This window comes from Treponema denticola ATCC 35405 (assembly GCF_000008185.1).
Lineage (GTDB): Bacteria > Spirochaetota > Spirochaetia > Treponematales > Treponemataceae > Treponema_B > Treponema_B denticola.
In genome coordinates, this window is sequence record NC_002967.9 from 699,808 (window position 1) to 725,817 (window position 26,010).

At 39.4% G+C, this 26,010-nt stretch carries 24 protein-coding genes; 18 read left to right on the plus strand and 6 right to left on the minus strand.

Going from position 1 to position 26,010, the window contains the following annotated elements; all coding sequences use genetic code 11:
- Nucleotides 1-74 precede the first annotated feature (74 nt).
- Complete coding sequence (nifJ, locus tag TDE_RS03210) at nt 75-3,635, minus strand: pyruvate:ferredoxin (flavodoxin) oxidoreductase (protein ID WP_002681868.1); 3,561 nt, start codon at nt 3,633-3,635, stop codon at nt 75-77.
- A gap of 250 nt (nt 3,636-3,885) precedes the next feature.
- Between nifJ and sufC the strand changes: the two genes are divergently transcribed.
- The 3 genes from sufC to sufD are packed head-to-tail and all read left to right on the plus strand — an operon-like array spanning nt 3,886 to nt 7,219.
- Nucleotides 3,886-4,626 (plus strand): Fe-S cluster assembly ATPase SufC, encoded by a 741-nt coding sequence (gene sufC, locus TDE_RS03215; protein ID WP_002672329.1) that lies wholly within the window; start codon nt 3,886-3,888, stop codon nt 4,624-4,626.
- Complete coding sequence (sufB, locus tag TDE_RS03220) at nt 4,623-6,089, plus strand: Fe-S cluster assembly protein SufB (protein ID WP_002669913.1); 1,467 nt, start codon at nt 4,623-4,625, stop codon at nt 6,087-6,089. The genes sufC and sufB overlap by 4 nt, the downstream gene beginning before the upstream one ends.
- A gap of 2 nt (nt 6,090-6,091) precedes the next feature.
- Nucleotides 6,092-7,219, plus strand: a complete 1,128-nt coding sequence (sufD, locus tag TDE_RS03225; protein WP_002681871.1) for a Fe-S cluster assembly protein SufD — start codon at nt 6,092-6,094, stop codon at nt 7,217-7,219.
- Nucleotides 7,220-7,231: 12 nt separating this feature from the next.
- Here sufD and TDE_RS03230 read toward each other — a convergent pair whose 3' ends face one another.
- On the minus strand, nt 7,232-8,110 hold the full coding sequence (locus TDE_RS03230; RefSeq protein WP_002681874.1) for an Rpn family recombination-promoting nuclease/putative transposase: 879 nt from the start codon (nt 8,108-8,110) through the stop codon (nt 7,232-7,234).
- Between the two features lie 160 nt (nt 8,111-8,270).
- Between TDE_RS03230 and lon the strand changes: the two genes are divergently transcribed.
- The 11 genes from lon to TDE_RS03285 all read left to right on the plus strand — a co-directional run bounded on the left by lon (nt 8,271) and on the right by TDE_RS03285 (nt 17,826).
- Nucleotides 8,271-10,646, plus strand: coding sequence for an endopeptidase La (gene lon, locus TDE_RS03235; protein WP_002681876.1), 2,376 nt, complete (start codon nt 8,271-8,273; stop codon nt 10,644-10,646).
- Nucleotides 10,647-10,729: 83 nt separating this feature from the next.
- Nucleotides 10,730-10,957, plus strand: coding sequence for a DUF2281 domain-containing protein (locus tag TDE_RS03240; protein WP_002669916.1), 228 nt, complete (start codon nt 10,730-10,732; stop codon nt 10,955-10,957).
- A complete protein-coding gene (locus TDE_RS03245) occupies nt 10,954-11,331 on the plus strand; it encodes a type II toxin-antitoxin system VapC family toxin (RefSeq protein ID WP_002669917.1) in 378 nt (125 codons plus the stop codon). Before TDE_RS03240 ends, TDE_RS03245 begins: the two co-directional genes overlap by 4 nt.
- A 111-nt stretch (nt 11,332-11,442) precedes the next feature.
- Complete coding sequence (locus TDE_RS03250; protein WP_002681882.1) at nt 11,443-12,264, plus strand: hypothetical protein; 822 nt, start codon at nt 11,443-11,445, stop codon at nt 12,262-12,264.
- 58 nt (nt 12,265-12,322) lie between these two features.
- A complete protein-coding gene (locus TDE_RS03255) occupies nt 12,323-13,366 on the plus strand; it encodes a DMT family transporter (protein WP_002681885.1) in 1,044 nt (347 codons plus the stop codon).
- A gap of 127 nt (nt 13,367-13,493) precedes the next feature.
- Entirely contained in the window at nt 13,494-14,330 is an 837-nt protein-coding gene (locus tag TDE_RS03260; RefSeq protein ID WP_002681886.1) for a protein-ADP-ribose hydrolase, read from the plus strand.
- Nucleotides 14,327-15,184, plus strand: coding sequence for an SIR2 family NAD-dependent protein deacylase (locus tag TDE_RS03265; RefSeq protein WP_002681887.1), 858 nt, complete (start codon nt 14,327-14,329; stop codon nt 15,182-15,184). The genes TDE_RS03260 and TDE_RS03265 overlap by 4 nt, the downstream gene beginning before the upstream one ends.
- An 8-nt stretch (nt 15,185-15,192) precedes the next feature.
- Complete coding sequence (locus TDE_RS03270) at nt 15,193-15,612, plus strand: Rrf2 family transcriptional regulator (protein WP_002681888.1); 420 nt, start codon at nt 15,193-15,195, stop codon at nt 15,610-15,612.
- Between the two features lie 98 nt (nt 15,613-15,710).
- Nucleotides 15,711-16,304 (plus strand): sulfurtransferase-like selenium metabolism protein YedF, encoded by a 594-nt coding sequence (gene yedF / locus TDE_RS03275; protein ID WP_002681889.1) that lies wholly within the window; start codon nt 15,711-15,713, stop codon nt 16,302-16,304.
- 42 nt (nt 16,305-16,346) lie between these two features.
- Nucleotides 16,347-16,691, plus strand: a complete 345-nt coding sequence (locus tag TDE_RS03280; RefSeq protein ID WP_002681890.1) for a DUF3343 domain-containing protein — start codon at nt 16,347-16,349, stop codon at nt 16,689-16,691.
- Complete coding sequence (locus TDE_RS03285; protein ID WP_002681891.1) at nt 16,678-17,826, plus strand: aminotransferase class V-fold PLP-dependent enzyme; 1,149 nt, start codon at nt 16,678-16,680, stop codon at nt 17,824-17,826. Before TDE_RS03280 ends, TDE_RS03285 begins: the two co-directional genes overlap by 14 nt.
- A gap of 69 nt (nt 17,827-17,895) precedes the next feature.
- Here the strand turns inward: TDE_RS03285 and secF are convergent, their stop codons facing one another.
- The 3 genes from secF to yajC are packed head-to-tail and all read right to left on the minus strand — an operon-like array spanning nt 17,896 to nt 21,361.
- Nucleotides 17,896-19,137, minus strand: a complete 1,242-nt coding sequence (gene secF / locus TDE_RS03290) for a protein translocase subunit SecF (protein ID WP_002681892.1) — start codon at nt 19,135-19,137, stop codon at nt 17,896-17,898.
- Between the two features lies 1 nt (nt 19,138).
- Entirely contained in the window at nt 19,139-20,902 is a 1,764-nt protein-coding gene (gene secD / locus TDE_RS03295) for a protein translocase subunit SecD (protein ID WP_002681894.1), read from the minus strand.
- A 45-nt stretch (nt 20,903-20,947) separates the two neighbouring features.
- Complete coding sequence (gene yajC / locus TDE_RS03300; protein ID WP_002672297.1) at nt 20,948-21,361, minus strand: preprotein translocase subunit YajC; 414 nt, start codon at nt 21,359-21,361, stop codon at nt 20,948-20,950.
- A 268-nt stretch (nt 21,362-21,629) separates the two neighbouring features.
- On the opposite strand from yajC, the gene TDE_RS03305 reads away from it, so the two are divergent.
- Nucleotides 21,630-22,025: a single-stranded DNA-binding protein gene (locus tag TDE_RS03305; protein ID WP_002669930.1), complete on the plus strand. Its 396-nt coding sequence runs from the start codon at nt 21,630-21,632 to the stop codon at nt 22,023-22,025.
- 80 nt (nt 22,026-22,105) lie between these two features.
- Here TDE_RS03305 and TDE_RS03310 read toward each other — a convergent pair whose 3' ends face one another.
- Nucleotides 22,106-22,903 (minus strand): SDR family NAD(P)-dependent oxidoreductase, encoded by a 798-nt coding sequence (locus TDE_RS03310; protein ID WP_002681896.1) that lies wholly within the window; start codon nt 22,901-22,903, stop codon nt 22,106-22,108.
- A 156-nt stretch (nt 22,904-23,059) separates the two neighbouring features.
- Between TDE_RS03310 and TDE_RS03315 the strand changes: the two genes are divergently transcribed.
- From TDE_RS03315 to TDE_RS03325, 3 genes are read left to right on the plus strand one after another with little or no spacing between them, the layout of a single operon-like run.
- Nucleotides 23,060-24,010, plus strand: coding sequence for a phosphoribosylaminoimidazolesuccinocarboxamide synthase (locus TDE_RS03315; RefSeq protein ID WP_002681898.1), 951 nt, complete (start codon nt 23,060-23,062; stop codon nt 24,008-24,010).
- Nucleotides 24,007-24,486, plus strand: coding sequence for a phosphoribosylaminoimidazole carboxylase (purE, locus tag TDE_RS03320; protein ID WP_002681904.1), 480 nt, complete (start codon nt 24,007-24,009; stop codon nt 24,484-24,486). The genes TDE_RS03315 and purE overlap by 4 nt, the downstream gene beginning before the upstream one ends.
- Before the next feature lie 18 nt (nt 24,487-24,504).
- Nucleotides 24,505-26,010, plus strand: coding sequence for a hypothetical protein (locus tag TDE_RS03325; RefSeq protein WP_002681908.1), 1,506 nt, complete (start codon nt 24,505-24,507; stop codon nt 26,008-26,010).

Consider the following 26,010-nt stretch of genomic DNA (forward strand, 5'->3'; position numbering starts at 1 on the left):
AGCGGTTCTTTTGAAAGGAGAGGGGAGGAGAGGAAAACTTTTATCCGAAAAAGTTTTCCTCTCCCCCTTAAGTTTTAGAAGGGCCTATCAGCCAAATACTTGTATTCCTGCCACTGCCTCTTAGCCTTAGCAACAGCCTTATCCAAGAGCATTTGAGCTCTTGCAGGATCGGCATTCTTTAAGGTCTTGAAGCGGACTTCTTTGTACATAAAGTCTGCAAGATTAAAGTCCGGTTCCTTGCTGTCAAGCTGGAAGGGGTTTTTACCCTGCTCGACAAGTCTCGGATCGTATCTGTACAAGGGCCATAAACCGCAAGAAACGGCTTCTTTTTGGTTTGTCATACCCTTTGTCATGTTGATACCGTGGTTGATACAATGACTGTAAGCGATGATAATCGAAGGTCCGTCATAGCTTTCGGCTTCGCGGAAGGCCTTAATTACCTGACTCATGTTTGCACCCATAGAAATATGTGCGACATAGACATAGCCGTAGCTCATGGCCATCATACCCAAGTCTTTTTTGCTTACTTCCTTACCTGAAGCGGCAAATTTTGCAACTGCACCGATAGGTGTAGCTTTTGACATCTGTCCGCCGGTATTCGAGTAAACTTCAGTATCCATTACAAGAACATTGATGTTTTTACCTGAAGCAAGAACGTGATCTAATCCGCCGTATCCGATATCGTAAGCCCATCCGTCTCCTCCGAGGATCCAAACTGAGCGTTTGATAAAGTGGTCGGTTAAAGAATCCAATTCCTTAGCCAATTCGTCTTTTGAACCTGCTAACTCTTTTTTAAGCTCTGCAACAAAGGCTCTCTGGTCTTCAATAGCTGCATCATCTTCTTGAGCGTTATTGAGAATCTTGTCGATTACGCCGGCTGCAATACCTTTTGCCTTTGCCTTAGCGGCAACTTCGCGGGCATAAACGGCGAGCTTATCGCTTGTCAACCTCATACCGTAACCGAATTCCGCTGCATCTTCAAACAAGGAGTTAGACCAAGCCGGGCCTCTTCCGTCACATCGTTTTGCATAGGGTGTTGTGGGCAGGTTTCCTCCATAAATTGAAGAACAGCCTGTTGCGTTTGCAATAACGGCTCTGTCTCCGAAAAGCTGTGAAAGAAGCTTTACATAAGGTGTTTCACCGCAGCCTGCACATGCACCTGAGAACTCGAAAAGAGGTCTCTTCATACCGATGCCCTTGGGAACGCTCAAATTAAGCTTCTTTACATCAGGCTCAGGAATATCGTTAAAGAAGAAGTTCCAGTTTGCAACTTCCTGCTTTCTGTGTTCAACAAAGTTTTCCATATTGATGGCTTTAATTTCGGGATTTTCCTTGGACTTTGCAGGACACTGCTGAACGCAAAGACCGCAGCCTGTACAATCTTCCGATGAAACTTGAATTGTAAATTTAGCTCCTTCAAATTCCTTGCCCTTATAATCGCAGGATTTAAAGCCCTGGGGTGCCTTTGCCAAAAGTGAGCTGTCATAAGCCTTCATTCGGATACAGGCATGGGGACAAACCATGACACACTGACCGCACTGAATACAGATGTCGCTCTTCCAGATCGGAATATGTTCTGCGATAGCTCTCTTTTCGTATTGAGTGGTAGCGGTCGGGAAGGTACCGTCTTCAGGCATTTCGCTGACCTTTATATCATCACCTTTTTGGATGGCAACCTTGCCCAAAACATTCTTTACGAATTCGGGAGCATCGCCTGCGATTGCAGGGTGCATCTTGAGCTTGCTTGTTGCTGTCTTGGGATAATCAACCTTTTCAACTCCCTCAAGAGCCATATCTATTGTCGTAATATTCTTTTGAACGATTTCCGGACCTTTTTTTCCGTAGGACTTTTCAATGAATTTTTTGATTAGATCTACGGCTTCGGCTTCAGGCAAGATTCCGAAGATTTTGAAAAAGGCGGTCTGCATAACAACGTTAATTCGGTTACCCATTCCGGCTTTTTCTGCAATCTTAATAGCATCGATTACATAGAATTTAGCTTCTTTTTCGATAATCTGCTTTTGAACCTCGACGGGCATATTATCCCATATTTCGTTCTTTCCGTAAGGAGCGTTCAAAAGGAAGGTTCCGCCTTTTTTAAGGCTGTGGAGCATATCATAGGTTTCAAGATAGCTGAACTTATGGCATGCAACGAAGTCCGCATTTGTAATTAAGTAGGGCTTTCGGATTGCGTGTTTTCCGAATCTCAAGTGAGAAATCGTAAAACCACCCGACTTTTTACTGTCATAGGAGAAGTAGGCTTGTGCCTTATTGTCTGTGGCTTCACCGATAATCTTAATAGAGTTTTTATTGGCACCTACAGTACCGTCTGAACCCAAACCGAAGAACATAGCCTGATGCATGTCCTTATCTTCAAGTTTAAAGTTGGGGTCATATTTGATGCTGGTGTGTGTAACATCATCTTCGATACCTACGGAGAAGTTGGTCTTCTTTTCGCCTTCAAGGTTGTCGAATACACCCTTAACCATTGCCGGTGTAAATTCTTTTGAACCGAGACCGTAGCGTCCGCCGATGATAACGGGATAATGAGTAAAGGGGCATTTTTTTGCAGCCTGCATTTCGCCGATGGCTGTTCTGACATCTTCGTAGAGGGGTTCACCCAAAGAGCCTGCTTCCTTACATCTGTCGAGAACTGCAATTCCTTTTACTGTGGTAGGAATAGCCTTTACAAAATGCTCGGCACTGAAGGGCCTGTAAAGCCTTACTTTAATAACACCGTATTTTCCGCCCTTGGAATTAAGTTCGTCTACCGTTTCTTCAACAGTATCCGCACCTGAACCCATGAGGATTATGATTTGCTCGGCATCCTTTGCTCCGTAGTAGTCATAAAGATGATATTGTCTTCCTGTAAGTTTTGCATACTTATCCATTTGTTTTTGAACAATTTCGGGAGTAGCAAGATAGTATTTATTTACGGCTTCTCTGCCTTGGAAGTAAATATCGGGGTTTTGAGCTGTTCCGCGGAGTTCGGGCTTTTCAGGGGTTAAACCGCGTTTTCGGTGAGCTCGAACAAGCTCATCGCTTACCATTTGGCGCATAATGTCATAAGAAACTTCTTCAATTTTTTGAATTTCGTGAGAAGTTCTAAATCCGTCAAAGAAGTGGAGGAAGGGAACTCTTGCTTCCAATGTGGCTGCATGAGAAATAATGGCAAGGTCCATAACTTCCTGAACCGAGTTGGATGCCAACATAGCCCAACCTGTCTGGCGGCAGGCCATTACGTCCTGATGATCTCCGAAGATTGAAAGAGCACTGCAAGCTACGGCTCGGGCAGCAATGTGGAAAACAGTGCTGGTCAACTCGCCGGCTATTTTGTACATGTTCGGAATCATTAAGAGCAAGCCCTGAGATGCTGTAAAAGTTGAAGAGAGAGCTCCTGTGGTCAAGGCTCCGTGTACGGCACCTGCAGCACCTCCTTCGGATTGAAGCTCAACAACATCGGGGACAGTACCCCAAATATTTTCTCTTCCGCGGGCTGAATATTCATCAGCGACCTCACCCATCGGACTTGACGGTGTGATCGGGTAAATGGCAATTACCTCGCTTAAGGCGTGGGCAACGTGACCGGCAGCAGTATTACCGTCGATCATTACAAGTTTTTTTTCTTGGCTCATAAAAACCGTCCTTATAAAAGTATTAGGGATTATTCAAGTCTATTACAAAAAGAAAATATGATTTTAGAAGCATACTGCGTATAATGGAAATGAACAGTCCCGATAAACAAGCTTACCATAAATTTTATATTTTTTCAAGAGACTAAGTCACATTATGAAAAATGAAAAATGAGTGCAAAGTTTATACGTCTTTCTTATTGAATATTAATTTTCAAATTGTTATATTATACAGGAGATTATAGGAGTCATGATGAAACTATTAGATATACAGGGACTTCAAATGTCGGTTGACGAGAAGCAGATTCTTAAAAACCTTAATTTGAGTATAAACAAGGGCGAGGTTCATGTGGTCATGGGCCCGAACGGAGCAGGAAAGTCCACCTTGGCGGCTGCCATAGTAGGAAATCCTCGATACAATATCGATAAGGGCAAGATTTATTTTGAAGATGAACTTATAAACGAGGTTCCCGTCTACGAAAGAGCCCGTAAAGGTATATTTCTTTCTTTTCAGATACCTGAAGAGGTGCCGGGCTTAAAAGTAGAAGAGTTTTTGCGCGCTTCAAAAGAAGCCGTAACGGGTGAAAAAACACCTGCGATAAAATTTCATAAGCTTTTATCGGACACAATGAAGCAGCTTAAAATCAATCCTGCATACGCAAACCGCAGCCTAAATGTCGGTTTTTCGGGCGGAGAAAAAAAGAAAAACGAAATTCTACAGCTTGCTATTTTAAACCCGAAGCTTGCAATCCTCGATGAAACGGATTCGGGGCTGGATATTGACGCTACAAAGATAGTCTTTGAAGGCGTTTCCAAAATACGCACCCCCGATATGGGAATTTTAATTATTACCCATCATAATAAAGTTTTAGACTATATAAAGCCCGATTTTGTACACATTCTTGTTGACGGCACTATTGTCAAAACAGGCCGTCTGGAACTGGTAGAATATATTGAAAAGAACGGGTACGAAAACATAAAAGAAAGCCTATGAGTAAAGCCATAAACCAAAACACAGATAAAGCACCGGAGGATGCCTCTCTCTTTCAAGAAAGAAAGCGCACCTTTGTTTCGGATATAGAACGCGGAGTCTATGACATAAAGGACAGCATCGATTATAAGTATTCGACGGGGCTCGGTTTAAACGAAGAAGTCGTAAAAAAAATATCTGCACGAAAAAAAGAACCCGATTGGATGCTGGACTTGCGCCTAAAATCCCTCGCATACTTTAATGAGCGACCCATGCCTGACTGGGGAGCCGATATTTCCGATTTGGATATTCAAGAGATAATCCACTACATTGTTTCCGACACAAAGCCCTTGGCCGAAACTTGGGATGACGTTCCGGAAGAAATAAAAAAGACTTTTGACAGGCTGGGTATACCGGAAGCGGAACGCAGTTCCCTCGCAGGAGTGGGAGCCCAATACGATTCGGAAGTCGTTTATCACAGCCTAAAAGAAGACTTGGAAAAACAGGGCGTAGTCTACTTGGATATGGAAACGGCCGTCCACAAGTACGAAGATATAGTAAAAAAGCATTTTATGCAGCTTATAAAGCCTAATGACCATAAATTTGCAGCCCTCCACGGCGCCGTTTGGTCGGGAGGTTCCTTTGTGTATGTTCCCAAGGGCGTAAGGGTCGAGCTTCCGCTTCAATCCTATTTTAGACTAAATGCCCAGCAGTCGGGGCAGTTTGAGCATACCCTTATAATTGTAGAAGAAGGAGCCTACCTCCATTTTATTGAAGGATGCAGTGCTCCAAAATACTATAAAAATGCCCTTCATGCAGGGGCTGTCGAGCTCTATGTAGGAAAAAAAGCAACCCTGCGTTATTCAACAATCGAAAACTGGTCGCGCAACCTATATAACTTAAACACCAAAAGGGCCATAGTCGAAGAAGACGGAGCTATTGAATGGGTTTCGGGTTCGTTCGGTTCAAGGGTTACAATGCTTTATCCTATGAGCATCTTAAAAGGCGACCGCTCCCGTTCGGAGTTTACAGGGGTTACTTTCGCTTCGGAAGGACAGTGCCTTGACACGGGAACTAAGACCGTCCACATAGGAAAAAACACCGTTTCGGAAATGCGCTCCCGTTCTATAGCAAAAAACGGAGGGGAAGCAAACTACCGAGGCCTTTTATACATAGGAGCAAATGCAACCGGGGCTAAGGCTGCGGCCGAATGCGAATCCCTAATGCTTGACGATAAATCCCGCTCCGATACGATTCCGATTATAGAATCCCATATCGATGATGTAGATATAGGCCATGAGGCCAAAATCGGAAGGATAAGCGAATCAATGGTGTTCTACCTTATGCAAAGAGGTTTGGATGAGGCTGCTGCAAAATCCCTTATCATCAAGGGCTTTGTCGAACCTATCTCCAAGGAGCTGCCTCTGGAATATGCCGTTGAATTGAACAATCTTATTACAATCGAATTGGAAGGAACTATAGGATAGATATGAGTGACAGAACTTATTTTAAACGGCTTGACTACACAAAAACGGATATCCCTTCAAAGCCTTTTTGCAATTTAAACTGTAAGGCCAGCGGCCGGGCTGAAGCTAAAAATATAGAACAAATGACGATTGAGCAATTTTTAAAAACAGCCCCTTCAAAAGATATAGAAAAATTCTTTGATTTTACGAAGACAAAACGCGAAAAAAATTGCGGCCTCGGAGACAATTATGTTCAAGAAGTAAAGGATAAAAGAAATTCCGGTATTTACTTAAAAGTAAAAAAGTGCGCGGATAATGAACAGGCTGCGAATGTTCTAATCAATTTTACAATGGATCAGGCCAATAATGTTCTTTATGACCAAAATCTTATTGTAATTGAAGAAGGGGCAAGGGCTAAGATCTTTTTTTATCATGATGTAAAGGCCTACGATTGCTCAAAGGCCGATATTTTTAGAAACGGCCTACTAAGCATTGTTGCCGAAAAAAACTCTCAAGTAGAATTTATAAAGGTACAAAACTTGAGTCATTGCGGCATTAACTTTGAAACCGTAAAAATCTTTGCTATGGAGAAGGCTCAAGTTACCCTTTACGATATTCAGCTTGGGGCAAAGATAAACGGAGCTTCAACTTCTACCTATATGCCTGAGGAATGGGCCGAGGTTCAAATATACCCCCTCTACTTTGCAGATAAGACCAGACGCATCGACTTGGAGCAAAATTTTATCATCAACGGGAAAAATTCTCTCGGTGCAATTACCGCAAAGGGAGCCTTAAAGAACAAGGCTCATAAGATGTTCCGGGGCAATATCTTTTTAAACAGAGGCTGCTCAAAGTCCATTGCAAGGTTTTCGGACAATACGATTATGCTCGATAAGACCACTGTGGGTGCTACAATTCCAACAATCTTTTGCGATGAGGATGACGTTATAGGAGAGCACGCTGCGAGCTTTGAGGCGGTAAACAAGGACAAGCTTTACTATCTTATGACCCGCGGTTTTGACGAGCTTAGTGCCAAAAAGCTTATAATCGAGGCTGCCTTTAAACCTGTTTTTAACCGCATTGATGATGAAACGATAAGAGAAAAGCTCCTAGAGGAGTTCAGGATAAGCTTAGATGAGATAAAGGAATAAAAATGTGCCTTCTTATAAGGACTTTATTTCTTCAATACTTAATCCTGTAGCTTTTGCGATAACTTCCACGGCAAAACCCATTTCTGTTAAGTTTCTAGCAGTTTCAAGTTTGTTTTGGTGTGCCCCATCGGCAAAACCTTGTTGGATACCTTGCTCAATACCTTGTCGATAGCCTTCACTTATACATGAAGCCTTGTCGTGTTCATATTTCATGCGGGATTCATATAGCCATTTATCCCTAGGACTCATTTCCATTAATTCTATCGTTGTATTTGCCTTTCTCATCATCGGCGATTCTTGTTCTAACACTTCCCTCACCTCCCTTTCATCAGTTTCGATAAATTTAAGCCAATTTAATAAGCGTTTAGCTTTATAATCTTTATATTGACCTTCTTTTAAGAGTCTTGCCTTTTCAAGGTTCAATATATGAATTTCAAGTTTTGAAACTAAAGGCTCTTTTGTATCTTTTTCTAAAACAAGATATTTGTTATGCAAACGCTTATTTTTATTAAAGCCTTTTCCTATCAAGTTTATTGTAATACACTTTGGCAGTTTTGTATAGTCTTGGCCTTGTTTTATACCCTCATTGTACATCTTAGACCAATAATATAAGGTCCTTTCAGGAAAATCAAAATACCATACATTTTGAATTTCTATATCTACAAAGGTTCCGTTGTTTAGTCTTAACTTGATATCCAAGATACCTAGCTTTTCACTTAAAAACTCTTTATGAAACTCCTTATCGAGAAGTTCCAAACCTGCGATATCCTCAGGCGGAATGTCTAAGATACACTCCAGTAAATCCTGTAGTACGTCCTTGTTTTCTTCCACTCCGAATACTTTTTTAAAAGCGTAGTCGTTGCGGAGAGTTATTTTAAATAATTTTTCCATAACTAAGCCTCGCTAATAATTTTTTTTTAAAAAAAATTCCCCCTTTCATAATTATTATAGAAATTGTTTGTAATAGATAGCAAAATTTGAAAAAAAAGATTGGCATTTAATAATCGCTTTTCCGATTGACTTTTTTTTAAATTATTGAGATATTTAAAGAATGAGTGATAAAAAAGAAATTGTTCCGATAGAAAGCTTGCTACCTCAAAAGTTAAACATTGTTCCTTTGAGCGGCAGGCCGATTTTTCCCGGCATTTTTACGCCGCTTTTAATTAATGCCCCCGAAGACATAAAGTCAATCGAAGATGCCTATGCCGGCGACGGCTTTATAGGGCTTACCCTTCTTAAAAACAATATAGAAAACCCTCAAGCCAAGGACTTGTACAAGGTAGGCTGTGCTGCAAAAATCGTGCGTAAGATAAATCTGCCCGATGGCGGGCTCAATGTTTTTATAGCCACTCAAAAACGCTTTAAGATTCGCAAAACCGTCAACGATACAAATCCGATAGTCGTAGCCGTTCAATATCTGGATGATGAAGAAGAAAAAAGCCACGAGGTGGAAGCCCTTACCAGAGCCCTCATAAGCGAGATGAAGCAGCTTTCTGAAAACAATCCATTGTTCTCCGAAGAGATGAGGCTCAATATGATCAATATTGACCATCCCGGAAAAATAGCCGACTTTATTGCAAGTATCTTAAACATTCAAAAAGAAGATCAACAAAAGATTCTTGAAACCTTAAACGTAAAAAAGAGAATGGAAGAAGTTTTTGTTCACATTAAAAAAGAACAAGAACTTTTACAGGTTCAACGCAAGATTCAGGATGACCTTAATATGCGTGTCGAAAAAAATCAACGCGATTATTTTTTAAGGGAAGAACTTAAATCCATCAAAGAAGAATTGGGGCTGACCACAGATCCTAAGACCAATGAAGAAGAAAATTTTGCAAAGAGGATAGAAGAGTTTCAGTTTACCGGAGAGGTAAAAGAAGTGGTGGACTCCGAGTTTGAAAAATTTAAAATGCTCGACCCCTATTCTTCCGAATATATAGTTACCCGTAATTATTTGGAAACCATTCTTTCACTTCCGTGGAAAAATTCGGAACCGGAAGAATACGATATTGCAAAAGCTCAAAAGATTTTAAACAAGGATCACTACGGACTTGAAGACGTAAAGACCCGAATAATAGAATACCTTTCCGTTCGTAAATTAAAGAAGGATACAAAGGGTTCGATTGTTCTTTTGTTGGGCCCGCCCGGTGTAGGTAAAACGAGTGTCGGAATGTCCATAGCCAGAGCTATGTCTAAGCCCTTCTTTAGATTTTCAGTCGGAGGCATGAGGGATGAGGCCGAAATAAAGGGGCACCGAAGAACCTACATAGGAGCCATGCCCGGTAAAATCCTTCAGGGCTTAAAGATAGTAAAAACCAATTCTCCCGTTTTTATGATAGACGAGGTCGATAAGATGGGGCAAAGCTATCAGGGAGACCCTTCAAGTGCCCTTCTCGAAGTTTTAGACCCCGAGCAAAATATAAACTTTAGGGACCACTATTTGGATTTGCCCTTTGACCTTTCCAACATAGTTTTTATTCTCACTGCAAACACCCTCGATTCTATTCCCCGACCTCTCTTGGACAGGGCTGAGGTAATAAAGCTTTCCGGCTACATTGATTCCGAAAAGGTGCAGATAGCAAAAAAACACCTTATTCCGAAAAGCCTTGAAAAGCACGGTCTTAAAAAGAATCAGGTAGTCTACAGTCAGGATATGCTCCTTTACATTGCCAACTCTTATGCAAGGGAAGCCGGAGTGCGCAACTTTGAAAAGAAGCTGGATAAGATTCACCGCAAGGTTGCAACCGAAATTGTAAACGGCAAAAGAAAAGAAGACGAAAAGCTGATCGTAACAAAGGCCGACATTGAAAAGATGCTTGGCAAGGTTATCTTCCGCGATGACGATATTAAAAAGGCCGACGTTCCCGGTACCTCGATAGGCCTTGCTTGGACATCTATGGGCGGAGATACTCTTTTGATAGAAACTGCATCTATGCTTGGAAAGGGCGGCTTTAAACTCACAGGCCAAGCCGGAAACGTTATGAAAGAATCCGCAGGCATAGCCCTTTCATGGACTCGAATGTTTGCCGTAGACCAAAAAATAAAAAAACCGGACTGGTTCGAAAAAAATATAATTCACCTTCACCTGCCGGAGGGAGCTACCCCCAAAGACGGACCGTCTGCCGGTATCACTATGGCCACAGCTCTTTTATCTCTTTTTTCAGGGAAAACCATCAAGCCTAAACTTGCAATGACCGGAGAGCTTTCGCTTACAGGGCAGGTTCTTGCCATAGGCGGCCTAAAAGAAAAAACAATCGCCGCCCGCCGCAACGGTATAAAGGAAGTCATCATTCCTCAGGCTAACACAAGGGACTTGGACGAAATCCCCGAATACATTAAAAAGGGCATTAAGTTCTATCCCGTAAGCCATGTTGAAGAAGTCTTGGATATAGCCTTTAGGGGTGCATTGACGAAGAAAAAAAGATAGATGAGCGGATTTTAAGTATACTCAATCAATTATAGAAAAACTTGACAATTTGTGATATACTAAAAATGTTAAGGAGGCTATGTATGCTGTTAACTACTGTTCAGGAAAAATTGGAATCAATTCCGGATGAATACATGGTTGAAGTGTATAATTATTTAGAACTTTTACAATACAAAATACTCTATAAAAAGCAACATGAAGAATCTGTAAAAAGATTTCCTAATCGTCGGCCAGACATTTTAAAGCAACCAAATTTCTATATGTCGCCGGCTTTTGACGAACCATTGGAAGATTTTAAGGAGTATATGTGAAATATTTTTTAGATACTCATGCGCTTCTATGGTATTTGTTTGATAGTGAAAATCTATCTAAAACGGCTAAAGAAATAATCAATAATGAATTTTGCTACTACAGTAAAGTTTCACTATGGGAAATTGCGATAAAACAGACCCGTAATCTGCTTCAGTATAAAAATTCAATCCAAGATATTATAGATGCCTGCAGGGAAGAAGAATTTGAAGAACTTTCAGTTTCCGGTAAATCTTTAGAATTAATAAAAAACTTGCCTGATATTCACAGAGACCCATTTGATAGGCTTCTAATTACAATGGCGCAAGAAAATAATTTAACGATTGTTACAAAAGATACAAAGATTCCGTTGTATGATGTAAAAACTGTTTGGTAAAACAAAATAAACCTAACACCCGCTTCAACCTGACATTGAGGACAAGCTTTGTTGCGGCTTAAGCGAATGTTATGTGGACAACCCTCACTGGGGCGCGTGTAGCAGGAAAAAATGTTAGAAAAAAAAGTAATTACAATAAATAAAAATAAAATAAATATTGATTTCTCTGAATTAGAAAAAGAAATTAATAATTCAAAAATATCGTCAAAAGAATTAGTTGAAGTTGTTAATGTGAAAACAACAATAGAACCGGTAAGTAATGAATTAATAATTTTTAAAGATAATGAATGTATAGCAAATTATATAATTGAATCCGGAAATAAAAGTAATTTTTCAAGTCTGAAATTTCTTCATTTATGCATCCGGATCTTAAATAATTTTGGTTTGGTGATCGATGGCGAAATTGATGATAGTCCATTTAAAACAGAAAAGAAAATCAATCAGATAAACGGAATAAGATTTCAGCCGGTTTTATTAAATGCATATAATAATAATCCGGAAAATAAGGGAATGGGCTTATTCAGCAGAGGCTTACATTTTTCGGGATTTATAACTTCTTCAAATTTCAGATTATGCTGCATTTGCGATGAATGCAAAAAAAGTTTTAATATTCATAGTTACCATGCAGGAAATGGTTATTTCCAGTATTTTTATTCAGATGATGGCAGCGAAACTTTAATGGTTCCTTATGATGCAATTAAAGATATGCCTGGTCAGTTATGTAAAAATATTTCAGAAGAATCGGTAAAAAGAATTGATTCTCAATTAGAAAAAAAAGGATATGGAAGATTTAAATTTTACAATCCTTTTAGATGTCCTTATTGTAAAGCTCCATATATTGATTTTCAAAAACATCCGGAAATAAGGGAATATGAATATTATGCAAATGTATTTTTGAATAAAGAAATGATAGAATATAAGGATAAAAAATGAAATCAACTGAAGTATATAAAATTATAAATCTAATAATTAAGGAAGGTTTTAATTGAAAATGAATAAAAATATAATCGCAATTATTTATGCAGTTGCTGCAGCAGCTTTTTATGCATTAAATGTTCCTTGCTCCAAAATACTCCTTCAAAATATTTCACCTGTATTTATGGCCGGACTTCTTTATATTGGAGCAGGGCTTGGTGTAGGAATTTTGTATTTATTCAATTTTAAAAAAGAGCAAAAATCTGAACGGCTTGATAAAAATTATTTACCGTATACTATTGGAATGATTTTTCTTGATATTGTCGCTCCAATTTTGTTAATGCTTGGAGTGAAATACGGAACTTCATCAAATGCATCTTTGCTTGGAAATTTTGAAATAGTAGCTACAGCATTAATTGCATTGATTATATTCAAGGAAAAAGTGACATGGCGATTATGGATTGCAATTTTTTTTATTACCGCTTCAAGTATAATTCTTTCGTTTGAAAATATTGAAGGATTAAATTTTTCCATAGGCTCTTTGTTTGTTCTTGGAGCAACAATTTGCTGGGGATTGGAAAATAATTGTACCCGCAGAATGTCAGATAAAAGTACATATCAGATTGTAACAATAAAAGGACTTTGTTCAGGATTTGGTTCGATAATTGTAGCTTTTGTTTCCGGTGAAACCGATTTTACTCTTAAATATATTCCTTTCGCATTATTGTTGGGATTTGTATCCTACGGATTAAGTATTTTTACATACATTCGTGCTCAAAAATACTTGGGTGCAGCTAAAACAAGTGCATATTATTCGATTGCACCATTTATAGGAACATTTTTGGCTTTTGTATTATTAAAAGAAAAAATATCAACTAAATATATATCGGCATTATTCGTAATGATTATAGGTACTGCCTTTGCCGTGTATGACACATTAATTAGAAAACATTTGCACGGACATAGGCATACATTTACACATACACATAACGGCATAACGCATACCCATACAATATCCCATTCTCATTTACATAATCACTTTATTTCTGATTCAAAACATGGTCATCATCACAGCATTGAGGAATTAGAAAATGAATTAAAAAATGAGATAGGAAAATAAAAAAAATCAGAAGTTCTATTGACGTTACAAGCGATTTGTTGTATATTATAGCTGTAAGTTAATTAGAACAACGGTTCGAATAACTTACACAGACACCGGGCAAGAGATGCCCGAAAGGAGGTGAATTATGACACAGACAGAGCGGAGGCGTTTTTTGATTGAATATCTTCTCGCAGAAAATTCACAATATAGAGGAGTGCAGATTCCTGAAAGTGAAACAGAGCAAAAATATCTTCTTCGCTCACTTGTGAATGTGCGTCATGCCGTTCCTGCAAGTGAAGAGTTTTTGCATATTGAAGATGAGTATTTGCAGGAAGAAATTAAATTGCGCGGAATTACCGACATAACGGATTTGGTTCCGGCCTGTGATGATCTTTACATTTGGCGAGGCGACATCACTACACTCAAAGTTGACGCAATCGTGAACGCAGCGAACAGCGGAATGACAGGCTGCTGGCAGCCCTGCCACTACTGTATCGACAACTGCATACACACCTTTGCAGGAATAAGGCTCCGTGCCGCCTGCGATTCGATTATAAAAAAGCAAGGGCATGAAGAGCCGACAGGACAAGCAAAAATCACTCTGGCATTTAATCTGCCGTGTAAGTTTGTGCTTCACACTGTCGGCCCAATTGTGGAAGGACAGCTTACCCAAACTGATTGCGATTTGCTTTCTTCATGCTATAAATCTTGTCTTCATTTGTCGCATGATAAGGGCCTTAGGTCGATAGCCTTTTGCTGTATTTCAACAGGCGTTTTCGGTTTTCCGCAGGAAGAGGCAGCACAAATTGCGGTTGCTGCCGTCAGAGAATGGAAAGAAAAAAATGAGACATCAGGTTCAAGCCCGAACATGGCAGGAACTACCGGCGGAATGAAGGTTGTGTTTAATGTGTTCACTGAAAAAGATGAGGAAATTTATAGGGGCTTATTTTCAGGCGCTAAAAATAAGGGGACTTTTGTATGACAGAGAAGATTGAAAAATTAAAACAGGTTCTTTCCGAAGCGGAAACAATTGTCATCGGTGCAGGAAGCGGGCTTTCCACTTCGGCAGGATTTACTTATTCCGGTGAGCGTTTTGAAAAATATTTTTCTGATTTTGAGGTAAAATACGGTTTTCATGATATGTATTCCGGAGGGTTTACTCCTTTTGAATCCCTCGAAGAGCTTTGGGCTTATTGGAGCCGTAATATTATGATAAACCGTTATATGGATCCGCCGAAACCGGTTTATAAAGATTTGTTTTCGCTTGTGAAGGACAAGGATTATTTTGTAATCACAACAAATGTAGACCATTGCTTTCAAAAAGCCGGCTTTGACAAGAACCGGCTATTTTACACGCAGGGCGACTACGGATTGTTTCAATGCAGCGAGCCGTGTCATGAAAAAACTTATGACAATGAAAAACAAATCCGGGCAATGTGGGAATTTCGTGATGAAATGAAAGTTCCGACAGAACTTGTTCCACGTTGTCCTGTCTGCGGAAAGCCGATGAGCATGAATCTTAGGGCAGACCACACTTTTGTAACGGATAAAGGTTGGTACAAGGCATCAAAACAATATGAAAAGTTTTTGCAAACTCGGAATATAATAAAAAACGGTGAACAGGAAGGCGACGGAAAAGTTTTGTTCCTTGAGCTCGGCGTTGGAGGAAATACTCCCGGAATAATAAAGTATCCGTTTTGGCAGATGACTGAAAAAAATCCGAATGCCCGTTATGCCTGCATCAATTTTGGAGAAGCCGTTGTGCCGCCCAAAATAGAAAAGCAATCTATCTGTATCAATGACGATATTGGCGAAGTCTTGAAGAAAATGGTATAATTGGAAATATGAAAATAAGTGTTCGTTTTACGGCAGCAGTACATACTCTTTTGTGTATCCGGTATTTTGAAAAAGATATGCGCGTTACTTCGGATTTTATTTCTGCAAGCACAGGTGTAAATGCCGTTATCATAAGAAAAATTTTGCTTCAGTTACAAAAAGCGGGACTTGTGGAAACTGCCGCAGGGGTCGGCGGGTCGCACTTGGCTCAAACCGCAGATAAAATAACGCTTCTCGATGTTTACAACGCAATCAATGAGGGCGATGAAGAACGGGATATTTTTAATTTTCACCCTAAGCCCAATCCTAAATGTCCTGTGGGAAGAAAAATTCATCTTGTGCTTGATGATAAATTAGATGATGCCCAAAATGCAATGAAGGATTCGCTTAGCAAAACAACTATTGCCGATTTAAGCAAAGATATCTAACATTCACAAAATAAAATAATGTTAATAATTCTCATCATTGACTAATTATAAGCATTTATGATAATATATCTAAAAATTTAATATATTGTGAGGTTGTTATGATAGAAGTAAATGCGATGGGACAGGCTTGTCCTATTCCCGTTATTATGGCGAAAAAGGCTGTCAGGGAAAATACGGGTAAAGAAAATATCTCGGTCAAGGTTGATAATGAGGTGGCAACTCAAAACCTTTCAAAGATGGCGGCTCAGCTCGGTATAGGGGTTGAAGTAAATAAGATTTCGGAAAAAGAGTTTACCGTTCTTTTAAAGGCAAAAGACGGCGTAAATTTAAATCCTGTTGCCGTTCCTCAAACTTCAAGCGGAGAATATGCTGTTGTGATAAACTCGGATCAGATGGGTTCTGGAGATGAAGGCTTCGGTAAAAAACTTTTAGAAGGTTTTATCTATGCCCTCACGGAACAGGATGTGCTTCCCAAGTTCGTTGTCTGCTATAATTCGGGTGTAAAGCTTACAACCGAAAACGAAAAAACCGTAAACGACCTAAAGGCTCTTGCCTCTCAAGGCTGTGAGGTTCTGTCTTGCGGCTTGTGTCTGGACTTTTACGGGCTTAAAGAAAAGCTCAAGGTAGGAACTCCTACAAATATGTACCGCATTACCGAAATTATGCGTACCCACTTTGTAGTCCGCCCATAGGTTACCAAAGTGTAGCAAAAAAAAGAGTAACGGAATAAAAATTTGAAAACCTATGGAGTTTTTTCGTTTTCGTCTTCTCATCATGCTATAGCCGCTGAAGCCATAACTTCTGGCGAAGTTATGGCTTCAGCTGAAGTTTCCGATGCTGAAGCATTGGAAACTTCGGGAGATTTTTCTTCTGCTGCAAGTGAGGGCCTGACTGAGGCGAGGCTTATTCCTCTTCCGCCTGAAATATCTGCGGGCTGCGGTTTGGTTCTACGGGTAAATGAAGAAGGCATAAAAATGGCTTCACGCCTTTTAAGCGAGGCCGAAATTCCTTATACGGGAATTTATCTTTTAAAAATAGAAACAAATAAAAGGTTTGTGGAAAAATATGATCTATCTTGATAATAGCGCAACCACCCTTCAAAAGCCTGAAAGCGTGGCCCAAGAGGTATTTAGGGGGATTGCTTCACATCAATTCGGGAATCCGGGGAGAGGAGCCCATAGTACGGCTCATGCAGCCCTCACAGAGCTTTTTAAAACAAGGCAAACTTTGGCAAAGCTTTTTAATATAAAAAATCCCTTAAATGTTGCCCTTTGTCAAAATGCTACATCTGCCTTAAACCTCGTTATAAAAAGCCTTTTTTCTGGTAAAGAAAATACTCACGTCATAACTACTGTTCTTGAGCATAACTCTGTTTTACGTCCCCTTTATCAGCTCGAAAAAGATGGAGCCGAACTTTCAATTATTCCTATCCAAGACGGCTTTTTGTGTTATGAGCTCATCGAAAAAGAGGTCAAATCAAACACCAAAGCAATTATCGTAAACCACTGCTCAAATGTGATAGGCTCAATCTGTAACTTGGACTATGTTCATTCCATATGCAAAAAACATGGTCTAATCTTAATTGTAGATGCTTCGCAAAGTGCGGGTACAATTCCTATAGACGCATCAAAATACGGGCAAAGCATTTTTTGTTTTACCGGCCACAAAGGGCTTTACGGGCCTCAGGGTACGGGCGGTATTATCGTAAACGGAACCTTCGAGTTTGCCCCCGTCTTTTCGGGGGGAAGCGGGGTTCGCTCTTTCGATAAAACTCACCCCTCCGAGATGCCCGACATCTTTGAAGCGGGCACCATGAATGTTCCGTCCTTTATGGGCTTAAATGCAGGGGCTTCCTACGTTTTAAAAACAGGAATCTCTTCCATTCAAAAGAAATTGGCCGATTTAAAATTGCTTTTTATCGAAGAAATAAAAACTATTCCTAATCTTAAAATATACGGAAATCCTTGGAGCGAAAAAACAGGGGCGGTCGTAGGTATAAACATAGGAGATATTCCCTCGGGAGAAATAAGCCGCCTCCTCGATGAAGAGTTCGGCATCGCAAGCCGGCCGGGAGCCCACTGTGCTCCCTTGGTACACAAGGCTCTCGGAACCGAAGAGCAGGGCATAGTCCGCTTTAGTTTTTCTTCTTTTAACACCTTTGAAGAAGTCAAACAGGCTGCCGAGGCCTTAAAACAAATAGCTCAAAACGCATAAAAAAAGCGGCCGATTTTTTAACCGGCCGCTTGACTTAAAATAATTCCTACAGAGATTTATTTTATCTTGTTAGATAACCGCTCCTGAAAGTTCACCCGGGGCTTTTTTGCCTCTGGTAATCATCTCTCCGGCTTTTTTACCCTTGGAGGTAAGAGCGATAAAATAAGATGCAACATAGATTGATGAATAGGTTCCGCTTATAAGACCTACAATTAAGGCTAAGGCAAAATCCTTCATCGAATCGGTGGTAAACAAATAAAGAGCTACAACCGCAACCATCGTTGTAAGGGTTGTAATAATTGTTCGGGTAAATACCTCAGTTAGGGCTTTGTCTAAAATTTCCTTGCATTCCAGCTTAGGTTCAAGATGAATCTTTTCGCGGATACGGTCAAAAATAACGATTGTGTCGTTTATTGAATAACCTATAATCGTAAGAATGGCCGCTATTGTCGTAGAATTAAATTCCATCTGTGTCCACGAGATAAACATAATCATTATGAGCGTATCGTGAAGCAGAGCAATAATTGCTGCGAGCGAAAAATTCCACTGAAAGCGGAACATTGCATAAATAAAGATTAAAACCAAGGCGCCGCCTACCAGCAATATTGCCTGTTGTGCCAATGAAGAAGAAAAACGGGAACCTACAAAGTCCGTACTTATAACTGCAATGTTTTCGATTCCGTAGGCTGCATTTAAGGCAGTGTTTATAATCGAGCGTAATTCTTTGTTTGCATCTTCATATTTTCCGTCATCGGCAAGTCTTATCTGAAAGTACCTGTCTTCAGGCGTTCCCAGTTGTTGAACCGAAACTGAGGGTATTGAAGAAAGCGCATGGCGAACCTCATCGGTATTTATCGGTTTAAGACCTTTTTCCAAATGGTGAAGTCTAAACACATTAGCCGAAAGACGGGAAGAAGATTCCGAATTGGAAAACAAGTTTTTAAGAAGCACATTTCCCGAAGCGGTAACTTTTACCTTTAAACCATCAATAGAGGCAAGGCCGTCAGCGAAATCTTTAAGAGTCGGATTATCGGCAAACTTAAAGACATAAGATTTGTTTTCTCCATCCAGAGAGGTGGTAGTAATCGAAATGTCGGATATACCTTGCGAAAAAGAAACCGTTAAAGGTCCTTCATAGGAAAGCTCTACTGCTGTGGGGGCGATTTTTACCTTTTCGATAAAACCGGCCTGAAAGTCAATACCGAAATTTATTCCTTTGGTAAAATACCCTATAATTCCGAAGGCTATAAGCCCTATACTTAAAATAATGCACGGAACGAAAAATTTCGAAAAACTGATTATTTTTTTCATTTTATAACTTCCTCCAGCTGATATGAATCTTCTCCAATTTTAATGTTTGAGTTCCAAAGTCAAAAATTAATCTTGAAACAAACAAAGCGGTAAATACTGAAGAAACAACACCTATGGCTAAACTGTATGCAAAGCCCTTTATCGGTCCGGTGCCGAGAATTGATAAAAAGAAGGCTGCAATGAATGTTGTAATGTTTGAGTCCATAATTGCAGAAAAGGCATGTTCAAAGCCTGCGTTTATGGAGGCTTCCCTTGTTTTACCAAGTCTTAGTTCCTCTTTTATTCTTTCAAAGACAACAACGTTAGCATCTACAGCCATACCTATGGTTAAAATCATACCCGCAATACTGGGCAAGGTAAGAGTTAAGTTGAAGGCTGAAAGAATACTGAACATGATATAAAGGTTTAAAATTTGAGCAATACAGGCATTGATTCCTGCTTCCTTATAGAATACAAGCATAAAAACCAAAACTGCAATTAAGCCCCATTGCAAGGCTTTAATACCTTCATTAATTTTTTCGTCTCCTAAGCTGGCTCCTACAACCTGCTGTGTTTCAAGCTGGAGAGGAACATTTAGCCATGCAGTCCGTAAAACGGTTTTAAGGTTGTTTGCCTCTGTTGCAGACATTCCGCTTATGCTTCCCGAACCTCCGGTGATAGGCTCTTTGAGGTTAGGAGCGGACTTTATCTTGTTGTCCGAAACTATGGCAAGCCTTTTTCCGACATTGTTTGTAGTTAATTCTGCAAATATCTTTGCTCCTTCAGCATCAAGAGAAAAGTTTACGAGGGGGTTATTGGATCTTTGATCTGTCGAAGTGTCAACACTTACGAGGTGTTTTCCTTCAAGGCCTGCCTGCTTTTTTACGACAAGGAAGGGTTCTCTATCGTCTCTTTCATCTATACCGTAGGCATCCTTGTGATATACACCCAGCACCATACAGTCTTCAGGAATAATTTCGGGGTTTAAAAGATTGTAATCGGCATCAAAGGTTTTTCCCGGATTGTTTCGGTAATATTCTCTAAATGCCTGAGTCGCCTCATCATCCACTATATGGAAGGCTAAAATACCTCGGCCCATGATAATGGAGTTTATCTTATCTGCATCGGCAGCGCCCGGCATTTCAATGTAGATTCTATCATCGCCTTGGCGTCTAATTACAGGGTCTGTAAGACCGAATTTATCTATTCGGCTTCGGAGGGTGTCCATGGCCAAAGTCATGGCAGCCTTCTTTGAGTCGGCTATTGTATCGCTGCTTGCTCCATCGGCAGAAATTGCAGCATCCAAGTCGGCTTTGATAATAACCAACATACCGCCCGATAAGTCAAGACCCAGTTTAACGGCATTTGTTTGATAGTTTTTTATGCCTAAAATGGAATCCCTATACGCAGTTTCTAAAATAGACTGGGCTATAGGTATAAACTTTTCTTTTGATGAAAGCTTAAAGCTTGCAGCAACATCTTGAGCCGTCCATTGATAAGGGATTTCCATACCTAAGGCCTTTCTACGGTTCTTAGCTTCTTTAATAATAGGGGCATATTTTTCCGAAAGAGGCTCTGTTGAGTTCGAAGCAGCCATTTCTATAAGCTTATCAACATCAGCTCTTGCCATGTTTTCGGAATAATCTTTAATCTTTTCTCTTGATGCCAAGGCTAATGCCTTATCTTCTTGATTTGTCCAAAAATACCATTTAAGGGTAGGGTGTAAGAAAACAAAGCACAAGGCGATGACAAGAAGAACAACGATAAACCTAAATCTTTTGCTCATTATTTATCTCCCTTTGCGGTTTTAATAATAAAACCGCAAATTGTTTTATTTTGACTCGTTTTGTGAAACTGTATCGTCATTTGCGGAGTCATCGGCCTTTTTTCCGAATAGAGATTTTTTCTTTTCGCCTTCTCCTCCGAAATCAGGCTTTGGAGGCTCATCTTTTAAAACGGCCCCTACTGCAGAACGGTTAATTTCAATCTTGCAGTTGTCATCAACTTTTATGATAATTGTCTTTTCTTTTGTTGAGCTCACAACACCGTGAATACCGCCGATAGTGATGATCTTATCTCCCTTTTGAAGCTGAGAAATCATCTTTTCGGTTTTTTGCTGTTCCTTTTTCTGCGGGCGGATAAGCAAAAAATAAAAAATAACGAATACCAAGAGCATCGGTATTAAAAAACCGAAGGAGCCGAAACCGCCCGGAGCGGTTCCTTGCAATAAAGGCATAAAATTCATAAAACCCATCCTTTTTAAAGTAATTTAAAATATAAATATAGGAAAATACAATATCATATTTTTACATATTCAGTCAATAAGAGGTCAGCTTTTAAAAAAAACTTTTTTTTAAAATTTTATAAACTTTTTTTTAAAAATTTTACTAAAAATTGCGTTTACAAGCCTATAATTAGATGAAGGCAAGGGAGCGGCGCCGGCCCAATCTTTCGAAATCTTATTGAACAAGTGTTCAAGGTGACGTTATTTTTGTGATTTTTGGAGGTATAAAATGAAATCATTAAATTCACTCATTATTGAAGGAAACATGGTTAGGGACCCTGTTTTAAAAACTACGGCAAACGGAACAGACATCTGTACTTTTTCTATTGCTTCAAATAGAAACTACAAAAAAGACGATGCCTTTGTGCAGGAAACTTCTTATTTTGATGTAGAGTCATGGGCAAGTCTTGCAAAATTATGCGAACAAAACGGGGCTAAGGGCAGAGGAGTCCGCGTTGTAGGCAGAATTAAGCAGGATAGATGGGTCGGTACCGATGGAAAAAACTACAGCAAGGTAAAGGTTGTTGCAGAACATGTAGAGTTTAAGCCTATCTTTAAAAATGCAGGCGAAAAAACACAGGCAAAGGAGGAGGTTCTTATTGAAGAAAAAGTAATGGCATTTTAAATAATTAATCGCTGTCAAGGCCTAAGACGTAAAAACTTTTTTACGGGTTATTCACTCATCGGGCCTTGATAGCATCTTTATTAGGCATATAGTTTTTTGACGATAAAAAGAGCGAGGCTGCGGGGTAAAATTCTGTATAAAAGCAGCAAGAAGGAGTAAGTCCAGTTGTAAGGATAAAAAAATCCGACTTTTCGCTTTTCAGCGAGGCAGGCGACGAATTTTCCTAACTTTTCAGGATTCATCCCCTTTTGCTCGTCTTTTTCCATTTTAGAAACACTTTTTGAAATTCTTCCATTGTAAACATCATCCCCAAGATTTGATTTATTTCTTGCGGCCGTGAAGGGGGTGGCAACATCACCGGGCATGATTAAGGCACAGTCAACACCGAAGGGCTGAAGTTCCGCCCTAAAAGCTTCTAAAAGCTTGCCAAGGGCTGCCTTTGATGCCGAATAAAAACCCTGAAACGGAATGGCAATTTCTCCGGCTATAGAGCTGATCACAAATATCTTTCCAAAAGATTGGGGGCGCATATACGAGGCGGCTGTCTTTATAAATAAAAAGGCTCCGAAAAAGTTTACATCCATTTGTTTTTTTGCTTCTTCAAGGTTTGTAAATTCCACAGCGCCGGAAATACCGAATCCCGATGCACATACGGCTAAATCAATCCGCCCTTCCTTTTCCCAAATATCGGAAAAGGCTTTTGTAAGATTTTCTTCATCCGTAATATCAAGGCTGATGTGCTTACTCTTTTCTTGAGGCAAACTTAAAAATTCTCTGCGGCTCATGGTGTAAACAAAATAATCTTTTAGAACCAGGGCCTTTGTAATTTCAAGACCTATACCGCTTGAGCCTCCCGCCACTATTGCTATTTTTTCCATAATTATACCCCGTTTCAGCTAAATTGAAGTCTTCATTATTATAGACAAAATTCTTTTTTTCTTCTATCGGGAAATTTAGAAATATATGCGAATACTTGAAAATTTCTAAATCTTCATATATACTTGGTCGATATAAATTGACCTGAGGAGTTTAAAATGATTTCACGAAATGCAGCTTTTAGAGAATCTAATTTACCTCTCCCTTCAAAACAAACCGGAAAGGTAAGGGATTGGTACTCACCCGAAGAAGGGAAAAGATTGATTGTAACCACAGACAGAATTTCTGCCTTTGACAGGGTTCTTACAGCCCTTCCATACAAAGGACAGGTTTTAAACCAGCTTTCGCTTTGGTGGTTTGAAAATACCAAGGATATAATCAAAAATCATATAATATCTTGTCCGGATCCTAACTGCATTATCGTAACTGAAGTAAAACCTCTTCCGATAGAGGTCATAGTAAGGGGCTATATTACAGGCGTAACGTCCACGGCCCTTTGGTACAGATATTCTTTAGGTGAAAGAAATATATACGGTTATGATTTTCCTGAAGGCTTGAAAAAAAATCAGGCCTTACCCAAGCCGATTATAACTCCCACTACAAAGGGAGGTCCTACAGGCCATGACGAAAGGCTTACCTGCGATGAGGTTGTTTCGCAAGGCTATCTATCAAAAGAACAATGGGACTTTGTTCAAAAAGCGGCCCTTGCTCTTTTTGAACGCGGCCAAAAAAGTGCAAAAGAAGCGGGCTTGATTTTAGTAGATACAAAATACGAATTCGGTGTAGACAAAAATAACAATATTCTTTTAATAGATGAGGTCCATACCCCCGATTCTTCACGCTATTGGAAACTCGATACTTACGAGCAAAGATTAAAAGAAGGGAAGGAACCAGAAAACTTCGATAAAGAATTTGTAAGAATGGCCTATGCAGCAAAAGGCTACCGAGGCGACGGAGAAATCCCCGAACTCGATGAAAATGTTTGGAATGAGGCTATTCAGCTTTATATTACTGCTTACGAAAAATTGACAAAATCTAAATTTGTTCCGGGAGAATATCCGGCTGAAGAACGCATAGTAAAGAACTTAAAAAAGGCAGGCTTAATGTGAGACCTCTTGTAATAATACTTATGGGTTCATCGTCGGATATGGGCCACGCAGAAAAAATAGCTTCGGAGTTAAAGACCTTTGGAATCGAGTATGCTATAAGAATAGGCTCGGCTCATAAAACTGCGGAGCATGTTGTTTCTATGCTAAAAGAATATGAAGCCCTTGATAGGCCGAAACTCTATATTACTATTGCAGGAAGAAGCAATGCTCTTTCCGGCTTTGTGGATGGTTTTGTAAAGGGGGCTACAATTGCTTGTCCTCCTCCATCCGACAGCTTTGCAGGAGCAGACATTTATTCTTCTCTTAGGATGCCCTCGGGTATTTCGCCGGCCTTGGTGCTGGAGCCTAAAAATGCGGCTCTCCTTGCTGCAAGAATTTTTTCACTTTATGATAAAGAAATAGCGGATTCGGTCAAATCTTATATGGAATCAAATGCTCAAAAAATAATTGAAGACGATTCCAAATTAAAAAGATAGAATTTATGGTGGAATAAAATGTACAAACGATTTTTTTTAATGGCTGCACTATGCTGCTTTTTTGTAATTAATCTTTATACTCAAAATACTGATGAAAAGTTAGAAGCCGATAATCCAAATTCTCCGGCTTATAAGATTGAAAGTGTTGAATACAGCATAAAAGGCTTTACCAAAGAACGGCCATTATCATCAAAAATACCAATAGATAAAAAGCGGATATTTTTTTCACGTGAAGAATTCGACGCATATATTGCAGAGCTTAATACCGAATTCCATAACATGAGAACAATTGAAAGCTATGAAATTACTTTCGATTTTTTGGAGCCTCAGAATAATATTACTCCGGTAAAGCTTAAAATATATGTTAAAGATACATGGAATATTATAGCCTTGCCTTATCCGAGTTTTGATTCAAACCGCGGACTTCAGTTTAAGCTTAAATTAAAGGATTTTAATTTTTTAGGTTCGCTTGAACCGCTTACAATGGATTTAATATATAACAGAAATAATGAAGGCAAATCTTCTTTCGAATTTGGTACCGGATTTGCATTGCCTTTCCATATTAATCCGGTTAAATTTCTTTGGACCACTAATGCGGAAATTAGTATAGATGAAGATAAAAAATTCGGCTTTGATTTCGGCACAGGCTTAAGTGCTTCATATAAGTTAGGTGTCGATTGGCTCACTTTAGCGGCGGGGATAACTCAAGATATAAAGGTCTCTGCTTCTCCGTCGGAAAAAGACTATTATCTTACAAACGGATTTTATACATCGCTGGTATTTGATATATATAAAGATCAGACATTGGGCACAATCACATGGACTCCTTATTTTGGTATAGACGGTAATTGGAAATTTAAAGAAATGACCAATGAAGAAAAAAAAGGTCTAAATATTAATTGGTCACATAGTTTTGGAATGGGCAAGGTAAACTGGATAAATAATTTTAGACAAGGCTTTACGGTAAATATTGATAATAGCTATAAATATAACACTTATAAAAAAGGTAATGTAGATGTTTCTTTTAATTTGCAAACGAAGGGCTTTTATTCTTTTTTAGAGCGAGTAGGTTTATACGGCAGGTTCGATTTTTTTTACAATCTATTCGGAAAAACATCAAGCGAGCATACCGGAAAAATTTTGCGGGGTATTTTAAATAAGAGAATTGAAACGGATACGGCTTTTAGTTTTAATTTTGATGTACCTATAAAAATAGGCGTTTTTAAATGGGAAGAAATTACCGGAGTTGAATGGACTCGTTTCTTCGGCTTTGAGCTACACATAACACCGTTTTTTGATATGGCCTTGGTTCATGATAAAAATACCGATACCTATTACAATCCAAAACACGGCTGGTATTCGGGCGGCTTTGAAATAATAATGTATCCGATAAAAATGCGCAGTATTTATGCACGAATAAGTTACGGACATGATTTAAGAGAAATAAAAAATAAAGACGGTTATGCAAAACGTGACGGTAAACCTGTTTCCGAAATTTTTATCGGAATAGGGCTGCATTATTAA

Excerpts from the sequence above, each read along its gene's own strand:
- nifJ (WP_002681868.1), bottom strand. The coding sequence starts at position 3,635 with ATGAGCCAAGAAAAAAAACTTGTAATGATCGACGGTAATACTGCTGCC.
- sufC (WP_002672329.1), top strand. The coding sequence starts at position 3,886 with ATGAAACTATTAGATATACAGGGACTTCAAATGTCGGTTGACGAGAAG.
- sufB (WP_002669913.1), top strand. The coding sequence starts at position 4,623 with ATGAGTAAAGCCATAAACCAAAACACAGATAAAGCACCGGAGGATGCC.
- sufD (WP_002681871.1), top strand. The coding sequence starts at position 6,092 with ATGAGTGACAGAACTTATTTTAAACGGCTTGACTACACAAAAACGGAT.
- TDE_RS03230 (WP_002681874.1), bottom strand. The coding sequence starts at position 8,110 with ATGGAAAAATTATTTAAAATAACTCTCCGCAACGACTACGCTTTTAAA.
- lon (WP_002681876.1), top strand. The coding sequence starts at position 8,271 with ATGAGTGATAAAAAAGAAATTGTTCCGATAGAAAGCTTGCTACCTCAA.
- TDE_RS03240 (WP_002669916.1), top strand. The coding sequence starts at position 10,730 with ATGCTGTTAACTACTGTTCAGGAAAAATTGGAATCAATTCCGGATGAA.
- TDE_RS03250 (WP_002681882.1), top strand. The coding sequence starts at position 11,443 with ATGTTAGAAAAAAAAGTAATTACAATAAATAAAAATAAAATAAATATT.
- TDE_RS03255 (WP_002681885.1), top strand. The coding sequence starts at position 12,323 with ATGAATAAAAATATAATCGCAATTATTTATGCAGTTGCTGCAGCAGCT.
- TDE_RS03260 (WP_002681886.1), top strand. The coding sequence starts at position 13,494 with ATGACACAGACAGAGCGGAGGCGTTTTTTGATTGAATATCTTCTCGCA.
- TDE_RS03265 (WP_002681887.1), top strand. The coding sequence starts at position 14,327 with ATGACAGAGAAGATTGAAAAATTAAAACAGGTTCTTTCCGAAGCGGAA.
- TDE_RS03270 (WP_002681888.1), top strand. The coding sequence starts at position 15,193 with ATGAAAATAAGTGTTCGTTTTACGGCAGCAGTACATACTCTTTTGTGT.
- yedF (WP_002681889.1), top strand. The coding sequence starts at position 15,711 with ATGATAGAAGTAAATGCGATGGGACAGGCTTGTCCTATTCCCGTTATT.
- TDE_RS03285 (WP_002681891.1), top strand. The coding sequence starts at position 16,678 with ATGATCTATCTTGATAATAGCGCAACCACCCTTCAAAAGCCTGAAAGC.
- secF (WP_002681892.1), bottom strand. The coding sequence starts at position 19,137 with ATGAAAAAAATAATCAGTTTTTCGAAATTTTTCGTTCCGTGCATTATT.
- secD (WP_002681894.1), bottom strand. The coding sequence starts at position 20,902 with ATGAGCAAAAGATTTAGGTTTATCGTTGTTCTTCTTGTCATCGCCTTG.
- yajC (WP_002672297.1), bottom strand. The coding sequence starts at position 21,361 with ATGAATTTTATGCCTTTATTGCAAGGAACCGCTCCGGGCGGTTTCGGC.
- TDE_RS03305 (WP_002669930.1), top strand. The coding sequence starts at position 21,630 with ATGAAATCATTAAATTCACTCATTATTGAAGGAAACATGGTTAGGGAC.
- TDE_RS03310 (WP_002681896.1), bottom strand. The coding sequence starts at position 22,903 with ATGGAAAAAATAGCAATAGTGGCGGGAGGCTCAAGCGGTATAGGTCTT.
- TDE_RS03315 (WP_002681898.1), top strand. The coding sequence starts at position 23,060 with ATGATTTCACGAAATGCAGCTTTTAGAGAATCTAATTTACCTCTCCCT.
- TDE_RS03325 (WP_002681908.1), top strand. The coding sequence starts at position 24,505 with ATGTACAAACGATTTTTTTTAATGGCTGCACTATGCTGCTTTTTTGTA.